11 protein-coding genes are annotated in these 9,823 nt (G+C 44.7%); 4 read left to right on the forward strand and 7 right to left on the reverse strand.

The genetic code is table 11. The features are described 5' to 3' along the window. Window positions 1–583: 583 nt before the first annotated feature. The 3 genes from V3S16_RS17615 to dksA all read left to right on the forward strand — a co-directional run bounded on the left by V3S16_RS17615 (window position 584) and on the right by dksA (window position 2,652). Window positions 584–1,816, forward strand: coding sequence for a DEAD/DEAH box helicase (locus V3S16_RS17615; RefSeq protein WP_413887345.1), 1,233 nt, complete (start codon window positions 584–586; stop codon window positions 1,814–1,816). A 105-nt stretch (window positions 1,817–1,921) separates the two neighbouring features. Beyond that, entirely contained in the window at window positions 1,922–2,122 is a 201-nt protein-coding gene (locus V3S16_RS17620; RefSeq protein WP_413887347.1) for a cold-shock protein, read from the forward strand. A 167-nt stretch (window positions 2,123–2,289) separates the two neighbouring features. Continuing rightward, on the forward strand, window positions 2,290–2,652 hold the full coding sequence (gene dksA, locus V3S16_RS17625) for an RNA polymerase-binding protein DksA (RefSeq protein WP_413887349.1): 363 nt from the start codon (window positions 2,290–2,292) through the stop codon (window positions 2,650–2,652). 350 nt (window positions 2,653–3,002) lie between these two features. On the opposite strand, the gene V3S16_RS17630 is transcribed toward dksA, so the two are convergent. The 7 genes from V3S16_RS17630 to V3S16_RS17660 all read right to left on the reverse strand — a co-directional run bounded on the left by V3S16_RS17630 (window position 3,003) and on the right by V3S16_RS17660 (window position 7,241). Further along, window positions 3,003–3,875 (reverse strand): nucleotidyl transferase AbiEii/AbiGii toxin family protein, encoded by an 873-nt coding sequence (locus V3S16_RS17630; protein WP_413887351.1) that lies wholly within the window; start codon window positions 3,873–3,875, stop codon window positions 3,003–3,005. Beyond that, window positions 3,868–4,536 carry a type IV toxin-antitoxin system AbiEi family antitoxin domain-containing protein gene (locus V3S16_RS17635; RefSeq protein WP_413887353.1) on the reverse strand — a complete coding sequence of 223 codons (669 nt, stop codon included), beginning with the start codon at window positions 4,534–4,536 and terminating at the stop codon, window positions 3,868–3,870. Before V3S16_RS17635 ends, V3S16_RS17630 begins: the two co-directional genes overlap by 8 nt. Window positions 4,537–4,845: 309 nt before the next feature. Beyond that, window positions 4,846–5,040 carry a hypothetical protein gene (locus V3S16_RS17640; RefSeq protein WP_413887355.1) on the reverse strand — a complete coding sequence of 65 codons (195 nt, stop codon included), beginning with the start codon at window positions 5,038–5,040 and terminating at the stop codon, window positions 4,846–4,848. Window positions 5,041–5,400: 360 nt separating this feature from the next. Further along, window positions 5,401–5,691 (reverse strand): DUF5615 family PIN-like protein, encoded by a 291-nt coding sequence (locus V3S16_RS17645; RefSeq protein ID WP_413887357.1) that lies wholly within the window; start codon window positions 5,689–5,691, stop codon window positions 5,401–5,403. A 72-nt stretch (window positions 5,692–5,763) separates the two neighbouring features. After that, window positions 5,764–5,982, reverse strand: coding sequence for a DUF433 domain-containing protein (locus V3S16_RS17650; protein ID WP_413887358.1), 219 nt, complete (start codon window positions 5,980–5,982; stop codon window positions 5,764–5,766). A 130-nt stretch (window positions 5,983–6,112) separates the two neighbouring features. Next, window positions 6,113–6,412: a hypothetical protein gene (locus V3S16_RS17655; RefSeq protein ID WP_413887360.1), complete on the reverse strand. Its 300-nt coding sequence runs from the start codon at window positions 6,410–6,412 to the stop codon at window positions 6,113–6,115. A 439-nt stretch (window positions 6,413–6,851) separates the two neighbouring features. Continuing rightward, complete coding sequence (locus tag V3S16_RS17660; RefSeq protein ID WP_413887362.1) at window positions 6,852–7,241, reverse strand: hypothetical protein; 390 nt, start codon at window positions 7,239–7,241, stop codon at window positions 6,852–6,854. 1,014 nt (window positions 7,242–8,255) lie between these two features. On the opposite strand from V3S16_RS17660, the gene V3S16_RS17665 reads away from it, so the two are divergent. Then, the coding region (locus tag V3S16_RS17665; protein ID WP_413887363.1) for an acetyl-CoA hydrolase/transferase family protein at window positions 8,256–9,823 on the forward strand (1,568 nt) is incomplete at its 3' end.

Below are 9,823 nucleotides of genomic sequence, written 5' to 3' on the forward strand. Positions count from 1 at the left end.
TCCCGCAAAGAAGGAAAAGAAAGAAAAAAAGAAAGCGCCACCTCCTGCTTCGGATGAGCAAGAGTAGGAATCGGCTGTTCATCCGAATTTTTATTGATCCCTGTCAATTGATCGTAACATCCGGCTATTATTGTTCAATAAGACTTATGAATTAAAAAGTGAAGATTATTGATAAAATCCAACGCTTTTCTTATTTATATGGCTATACAATATATTGGGGTGATGCCGTCTGGTGTGAAACGTGTGATATCTCCAACGTATCACAGCTTAGGCTGATTGAAGATTCCTGGTACTCTGCCTTGAAGATTCAGTATTGAAAGCTAAAAATATTTGCGATTACCTTTCCAAATCTGCTATAAAGACCTCATGGTCGACTTGCCTTGATGCAGGCAAGCAATGTTGCATTCTGAGGACCCTTCAAAATCGAAGATGTGGATTTGCCAATTTTACAGCTTGACAAAGGCTTATGCAAACTATACTGTCCACCCAACAATAGTGTTCCTGGTTGTCAATCAAACAATATACGTAAGCCCCGGAATAACTCCGGGGCTTTTTTTATTGGAACACAGAAAGAAGGTATATATTGAACTTTGAAGCATTTAATTTTCATCCCACTGTTGCGGCTGGCGTTTTAGAAGCGGGTTTTGTAATCCCGACCCCGATTCAGGCTCAGGCAATCACGCCGATCCTGAAGGGTTGCGACGTGATGGGGCTGGCCCAAACCGGCACCGGAAAAACGGCTGCCTTCGTACTACCGATCCTGAATCGATTGATGGGGGATAAACGCGGTTGCATTCGTGCTCTGATCATGGCTCCCACTCGAGAGTTGGCCGAACAGATTCACCAGGATATCGAAATTCTGGGGCGCAAGACCCGCCTTAAAAGCGTCACTGTATACGGTGGCGTGGGTATTAACCCACAGATTCGGAAACTGAAGCGTGCCGATATTGTCGTTGCCTGCCCCGGCAGACTTTTGGACCATATCGGCCGTCATACCGTCGATCTCTCCCAACTGGAAGTGCTGGTAATAGACGAAGCTGATCAGTTGTTCGACATGGGTTTTCTCCCTGATATCAGAAGAATTTTGACACATCTTTCGCAAAAGCGCCAGACGCTGCTTTTCTCGGCTACCATGCCCACCGCAATACGACGCCTGGCCAAGGATATAATGCGAAATCCAGTTACTGTCCAGATAGGAACGACTGCGCCTGCGGATACTGTCAGCCATGCGCTCTACCCGGTGGCCCGGCACCAGAAAACAGCGCTTTTGTTAAATCTGTTGGGTACCACCCCTATCAGGTCGGTCCTGGTCTTTACTCGCACCAAACATCGAGCCAAGAGCCTGGGGAAGAAACTGGCTGTTGCCGGCTACCGGTCGGCTGCGCTGCAAGGGAACCTTTCCCAGAAAAAACGTCAGGCTGCATTGGATGGCTTTCGGGATGGGACATTTCAGATCCTGGTGGCCACCGATATCGCCGCTCGCGGAATTGATGTAACCCGGATCTCGCATGTCATTAACTACGACATCCCTTCAACTCCCGAAGCATACATTCATCGTATCGGTCGGACCGGCCGCGCCACCCACAGTGGCGAAGCTTTCACCCTTATTACCGGAGACGATCGCGAGATGGTTCGTGCCATAAATCGAATCATCGGTTCTAAGATTGAGCAACGGACCTTGTCAGCCTTTGACTACAACGCCCCGGCATTCATTCGTAAAGACAGTCCGCAGCGACAAAGGAAGCCGCACCGCAAATTTTCCGGGGCGAATAAGGGCCGCAAGAAAAAGGCTTTACGGTCAATTAGGGTACAATAAAAACAACAGTATCTACAAAGTGGAGGCACTTTGGTGCTAAATCGTGCTAAATTGTAATCAATCGTAATGTGCAAATGAAAATTAATTTGAGAGGAGAATGTTAAGATGGCGAATGGGATTGTCAAATGGTTTAATAACAGCAAAGGCTATGGCTTTATTGAACAGGAAGATGGACCGGATGTATTTGTACATCATTCAGGTATCAACTCAGATGGTTTTAAATCCCTCAATGAGGGCGATCAAGTTACTTTTGACATAGAGCAAGGGGAAAAAGGTCCTGCCGCTGTAAATGTCACTGTAGACTAGATCATGTTTCTGAAGAAAAAGGGCATTCCTTCTAATATTGAGGGAATGCCCTTTTGTTTGGTTTGAATTTATACCTTCACAATTCGCTATCATCAGACCTTAAACCTCAAAAAAGTCCGCTCATAGATCCTTTTAAACTAATAAATTTAAATTACAAAGAATTGATTATGGAACAGAAAGATATTGAACATTTCAAAAAGATTCTGACTAATCAGCTAAAAGAGCTATTAATCCATGCAGGTAATACTGTTTCTGACATGACCACTCCGAAAGAGAATTTACCAGATCCTGCAGATCGTGCTACAATTGAAACAGATCGGAGTTTTATGCTTCGTATTAGGGATCGAGAGAGACAACTTGCCGTAAAAATAAGTAAAACTCTTTTACGAATTGAAAACGGCACATTCGGAATTTGTGATAAATGCGAGGAAGAAATTTCTTTTAAACGTCTTGAGGCCAGACCAGTTACAACTCAATGCATTGACTGCAAAACTAAAGAAGAAACTTATGAGAATGCTAGTGGAGCATGAATATGCAACATTTGTCCTTTAACAACAAAAAGGTCAGGATCTGATCTAAGCACAAACCCCTCTATCTTGTGTTCCAGCCTGTAGATCGAAAATTCACGATGTCTGCCTTGAACCTTGCATGCAAACTACTCCATAAGCAGTATAGATTGGGGTTCGCAATCATCTATCCGAGGCCTGTACTATCTGCCTATAGGTCGGGCGTCGTAAAATCCCTTAATTCCAAAGATGAAAAACGAATATCTCAACCATGCGTGGCTTCATAGATGAGTCTGAATTGAAACCGACACCCCATGATATTAGTGAGTTTAAAGGCAGGTTTTATTTAATCGCATCCAATCCCATCGAAATGATTATCTTTCGACAAAACGAATTCTATCGGCAACATCTCGAAAAAAATCACGAGACCACACCGCCAGCGCATCCGGATTGCGGGTAAAGGGAATTACATCTCTGCGAGCTTGATCCACGTCAAGACTTTTAACGGCTTCCTCCATCAGCAACCTGAATCGATCGGAGGTCAACGGAGTTTTGCCCTGCCAGTCACCGGTTTGACGCATACGCTGTTCAAGGTGATAAAGGTTCAAGTCCGGGTGGTTTGCAGCGTACCATATCAGGTCATACCAGTCCCGCCCTTTGACTCGGTTTTTCCACCTCCGGCATAAAACAGCATGCAATTTTCCGGCAAACAGGTCAGGCACTACAAATACCCGCACAGCAAATGGAATCGGCTGTAGCAGGTACCGGGTGTGGGTTGTAAATCCTGAGGGTGGGTCTGTATCGACCTCCAGTCTGATTCGTAGCAGTCGGCCCTTGGGTAACTGCCGCACAATCTCTTTTCCAGCTTCGATTACCAGAAGTTGATTGCGGGTATCGGCCTTAAGAAAAGCGGATTGAATCGGCGATAAGATCGCTTTGTCACGTTTTTCAATCCAGACATCGAATCCAAAAGCCTCGATTTCCTTTTGAAGGGATGACGTATATCTTCCCAGATCGAAATCGGCTTTGGGGGTCAACAAGGAAAAATCCAAATCTTCTGAAAATCGGTCCAATCCGTAGAGGATTCGAAGCGCCGTGCCTCCATAAAACGCCGCCTTTTCGAAGAATTTGGCACGCCATAATCCGAGCAAGGCGACTTCCTGAAGTATTTCCCGTAATGCATGGATATAGTCATCCAGACGGCGGCAGTCGTATTTGGCAAGCATCTTTGAAATTGCTTCATGCATGGAAAACCTCTTTCTCTCGGCCTTTTCCTTTCAACCGGCGTATGAGGCCGCTAAGCAGACGGATTTTGCGCGATCTGTATCGCCGTGCAATATCTTCCAGATATTCAGGATTCATCTCTAACAACGCAGATGTGTCAATGCGCAATTCGGATTCCATATAGTCCCGCAGTGCCGTCTGGGTTTGTATTCCAATCCCACGCTCCTGATACAGTTTATCCGCCAGTGCTTTTTCAGGAACTGCGATTAAAAACGATCGACCGGCATCGATTTCTGCCCGGTCCATCCCGGTCCGGAAAGCATTCTTTGGAATCATTCTATAAATAAACAGGCCCACAGGAGTGAGAAATTCTCTTGACCGTCCGGTTGTTACCGATGTCACCGCTACCACTCGTTCCGGAATCAAACCGTAGTATTGCAGGGCATATTCCAGAGAAATATATGATGGTCCACAAATCAAATTGGCAAGAATTTCATTTGAGTACGGATTTTTCCGGTATTCCTCGCCGAAGATATAAAGCCCTTTTTTTATCCGCACAATTACGCCTTTCTTAAGGAGGGCCGTAATCTTGTCTCTTGGTCGGGAATACGTTCGAAGACTATCAAGCAATGTCTGATAGTCGAACTCTTCATGTGGTATCCGTCTTCGAAGGTCTGCGATCATTTTAATAATATCTCGATGCTGAAAAGGGACAAGAAAGGATTCAACGCTTTAATATCACTTTTTAACAGGGTATGTCGAGAAAATTTCGACATACTATGCTGAAATATTTTTTTGAGATTCACTCTTGATTTGCGGGATGTGACAGGTAGGACGCCGTTAACAAGCTTGAGGCTTTAATTTTAAGTCTCGAAGTCGCTGCTGTTCACCTGCGCATTCGATTGCATTAATTGAGATAATCGAAATGAAAAGGGGCAAGGCTACCATAGGGGTGTTCCTTTTGTCTAAAAATTCTTATACAACAGCCAGGCTCTAAAAAATGGATTCACAAATCGATAATCCTTTTCGTACGGTTTCGTAGATTAACGAAGATTTACCGGTTCTTCTTTCACCTTGAATATAGACATTCTGCCCGCGCTTTATTTGATTTGCCAGATTTTTTTCCAGCTCCGGCCGTCGGCAGAAATCATTCTCTTTGACAATTTGGCCGTATTTAAAGGGATTCACGGGCTGTCTCCATTACATGAATTTACGTTACGTTGATTTACGTTACGTTAATTTGCGTTATAACGAGACTAAAATCTGATTGCTATGATGTCAAGTCAAAAATTTTGCAGCCAGCAATACCTTCATTTGGCGGCAAAATGTTCACTGATCCGGCTTGTCAATAGCCATCCTTAGGGGACACCGTGCAGAACGTGTTTTACCAATGCACTTTCTGCACAGCTGTCCAGCATTTCGGCGTATCTTGCTATTGAAAAAAATGTCGAATGGCTCTGCCGCGACACCAGAACTTAATGATAATTTACAATATCTCTTCCAACGAATTGATTGAAACACACCATAAAAGCCAAAAGATGCGGGTGACTAAGAAATGGGGAGGTGCCTAAGGCGGATACGGGTATCTTCCACAACGACAATGGAACCTTTTTCAATATCGGATTCAATCATTGGCAAAACCTTTTCCAATCTTTTATTTACGAATTCAATCCGCGAAGATGACAATCGAAGAGAGATTAGAGAAGGTACCTTTTCGCCAGAGAATGAAATGATTTCTGAGAAATTAAGATCCTGCGTTATTATAACACGCTCTTCTTGCTTGGCTGCTTCTACGATTGTTCTATCTGAGGAATTAGAGGGCATGATCTCATTTGCCACGAATAGTATCATGGCCGAGAGTTTGCAGAAAATGAACGGTCGCCGCAGAGATGTGCGTATCTGCAAGGATTTTCATGGGATAGCAATGGTTTTCTCACTGGCTAACCAAGCCCCATACTTGGCTGCTTGATAAATATCCTCTTTTTCCAATTCTGGATACATCTTGATAATTTCATCCGCTGTGTACCCGTCTCCAAGAAGCTTAAGAACAAAATCGACAGTAATCCTAATGTTTCTGATTATGGGCTTACCTTCGCAAATATCTGGATCAATATGAATCCGGTTTAACATCACGTAATTCCCCTTTAATTGGTTTGATGAAATTAAATTCAAGAACTCTCTTTTTCTGAAAAGAATAGTTTTTCAAAAACAGAAAGTCAAACAAATTATGACTTTAAACGGGATGACACCGGGCAGATAGCTAACGATGATCGTGCGCTTTCGGTGAACGTAAGGTGAAGGCGGGGCGTTCGTGCAGATCGTGTATAAATCCCCCGCCTCCAATTCTTGCCAGTCCTGTCAAAAACTTCAGTTGCTGCCCGGAAATGATTTTGAGAGTTGTTTCATATCCTTTTGATTCATGTGCAAAAATCTGTTCAAGAGCCGAAGGAATCTGCTCCTCCAGTATATGATCCCCGTAAGAGGTCGTATCCCATAAGGCACTGCATAACTGCTGAATATCTCCGGCAACATTAATGCAAATTTCAAAAATGTGGTCCATGACATTTGAGGTGATTTTTCGTTTTCCAGTCTTAAATTTTTCAGTAACTTCTCAATAAGTTATGGTAGTAAACAACATGCTACCATTAACTCTGGTATGCCACACTAATCATTTTAAAGTATTTTATCGAGAGGGGGGAAGAAGAAAATATTATCCTGGGTTAAAAGCTTGTTGTCGAATCAGATCTGACAGATCGGGGATAAGTCCGGTATTTTCGATTCGATCTTTGAGATATTGCCAAAACGATACGCCCAATTTCCGACAGGTTTTTTTCAAGCTCATGTAGCTGCTCCAGCAATAACGGTTGTGTAACACGGCAATGGTGGTATTGGTATAAGATAAAACGTATCAGGGTAGGGCCATAATGCCCGCCGTTTAAATATTCCGGTAGTTTGCCGGCAACGTAGTTACCGCCGGGCGTTTCATAAACTTTGAGCCGCTAGCGGATGTTGTGGGCTTCTATCTTAAGATCTTGAACCACAAAGGGTTTATAATATCTGAATTCAGATCCATCCGGTATATGTTCAGGCTCGATGGGTTTAGTTTCGTGAATTTTCAATTTGGCTGTTTTATGCCTTTTTTTCGATCCGGGTCTTTGGCCCTTAGATGTTTTTGATTTGCCCTTTTTCTTTTTTCCTAAGCTGCTGGGCTTAATATCCGGTCTGGGAGGTTGATTCTTAAGCCGAGCAATTTCGTCTTTGAGCTTTTGGATCTCTTCTATCAGATGCTGAATAATGGAAGCTTGTTGTTCGATAAAAGCTAATAGCTCTTGAACAAGCGGAGATTTTTCATCTTCGGGAATTATCGGAGGCTTTAAAGTTCCTTTCATACATTATGCGCATAGCACAATGTAATGGGTTTGTCCAGAGCTTTTTTAATTTACTACCATAATTTATTGAGAAGTTACTATTTGATTAATTCGTAAAAAGTCGAATTCATCACGTTTTAGGTTTTTATAAGCCTAGGGCTTATTGAGATTTAGGTTTTAGGCAATTAAAATGAGTTGTTTTAGCAAATACTTAAAACTTAACACCTAAATCTTAAAACTCTCGCAAAAGGCGGTTTTTGACTTTATACGAGACCATCGAGAGTGGTGAATCCAGAGAAAGGAAATCAATCATGAAATTCGGCATATTTATGGAAACAGCATGGAGCCCGAACTAAAAAATGGCGATACGGTCATGATTGATACATCCCCAAAAGATATACTGACAGGATCAATATCTGCAATTTTCAAAATAACGTTCTGTTTCCGCCGCAGGACAATTTCGTTTAGATCGGCAAGAACTCGCAAGCCGGAATGAAAAACGAGCAAAGAACAACGCGGACAGCAAGCTTTAATCCTTCTGCTATTTGACTCTGAACAAATCCTCGTACAGAATCTGAGTAAACTTGTCAGGTGATAAGAAACCGCCTCCCCATTGGGGGTCAAAGTCTTTTGATGGCCCTATTTGCTTGATTTCCTCCAGAGTTTTTCCCTCTGAGATATAGGCGCTCATCTTTGCTCGCAAAGAGACCAGCATCTCAACATATACGGCCAGTTCGGCCTTGTTGGACAGGGGCCGAGGACGGAAGTCGGAGGTCGGAGATCAGAGGACAGAGGCCAGAGGTTAGAGGACAGAGGTCAGAGGTCAGGGGTGAGAGGACAGAGGTCGGAGGTCAGAAGTCAGAGGTCAGAGGTCAGGCGCTAATAACGCGCAACTGCAACAATCACTTTAAGAATTGCAGGTAGGTAAGTTGACAATTTTGTATTAGCGACCATATATTGGCAATATGGTTATGAATTCGTAAAAAGCCGAATTCATAACGTTTTATGTTTTAAGTTTTAGGTGTGAGGGTGACCATGGCGGTTGATACTTACCGGGCCGACAATTATGTTGAGAAAAAACGTAGCGGCAAAGAGGCGATTGGTCTGCTCAAACGCGGGCAGCGGGTTTTTATCGGCTCGTCCTGCGGAGAACCCCAGTACCTGATCCGCATGCTGGCGGAAGCGTCGCCAATGTTTACGGACCTTGAGATTGTGCGCCTGCTAAGCCTGGAAACTACCCCGCTGACGTTGATCGCCGACAAAAGCAAGGGCCAGAGTTTTAATATCCGCTCCTTTTATCTGGGGTCGGCCAAGTCCAGGAGTCTGGCCAGAAACATGCGTTATATAACACCCATAAACCTTTCAGAGGTCCCGCGCCTCTTTACCAGCCGCCGTATGCCCATCCACGTCGCTTTGATCCAGGTCTCGCCGCCGGACGATTTCGGCTGGATGAGCCTGGGAATTTCAGTGGATATCACTCTGGCGGCGGCCCAGTCCGCCGATCTGGTCATCGCCCAGGTCAATACGCAAATGCCCAGGGTGCTGGGGCGCAGCTTTATCCATGTCAACGAAGTGGATGTGATTGTGGAACACGAAGAAGAACTCCTTACCATCGGCGAACAACCCGAATTTGAGTCTGCCAATGCTATCGGCCGGATTATTGCCGGGCTGGTCGAAGACGGTTCAACCCTTCAGATAAGCCCGGCGGCAACCCCGCAGGCCACCTTGCTGGCATTTTCCGATAAGAACGATCTCGGTATCCACACCCATTACCTCACCGACGATATAATGCACCTGGTTTCCAAGGGCAATGTTACCAACCGCAAAAAAGGTTTCAATGACGGCAAGCTGGTGGCCAGCAGCGCCATTGGATCAAAGAATCTTTATGAATTTTTAAATGATAATCCGGGCATAGAGTTTTTACCTTCGGACTACGTCAATGATCCCGGGATTATTGCACGCCATAATAAGATGGTCTCCATGAGCGTGCCCATGGCCATGGACCTTACCGGCCAGGTCGCTGCCGACGCCCTGTATTATAATCATTATTCCGGAGTGACCGGCATGCTCGATTTTATTAGAGGGGCGGCCCGCTCGGATGGCGGCAAATCGATCCTGATGCTCCCTTCCACCGACAAGCAGGGTACAAAGAGCCGTATTGTTCCGATGCTCAGCGATACGGCCATCGTGGTTCCCCGGGGCGACGTGCGATACGTGGTAACCGAATACGGAGCTGTTAACCTGTTCGGCAAGAGCCTGCAGGAGCGGGCCATGGCCATGATCAGCATTGCTCATCCGGAATTTCGGGAAGAGCTTTTTCATGAGGCCAAGAAAGCAGGATTGCTCGGCTCCGAGCGCACCCTGTCGGAATCGATTCACGGCATCTATCCGGTCAAACTGGAAGAGACCATCGAAATTGACGGCGATCTGATAACTTTCAGACCGGCCAAACCGGTTGATGACCGCAGAATTCAGGAGCATTTTTATAATCTGGATAAGGAAGATATCTTTGCCAGATTTTTTAATTTAAAAACCAGTTTTGTGCGTGATGATGTCGAAGGCATGTTTCAAATCGATTATATCAACAATTTGACCTTACTTGC

Origin of the sequence: Candidatus Desulfatibia sp. (assembly GCF_036446775.1) — a bacterium.
Lineage (GTDB): Bacteria > Desulfobacterota > Desulfobacteria > Desulfobacterales > UBA11574 > Desulfatibia_A.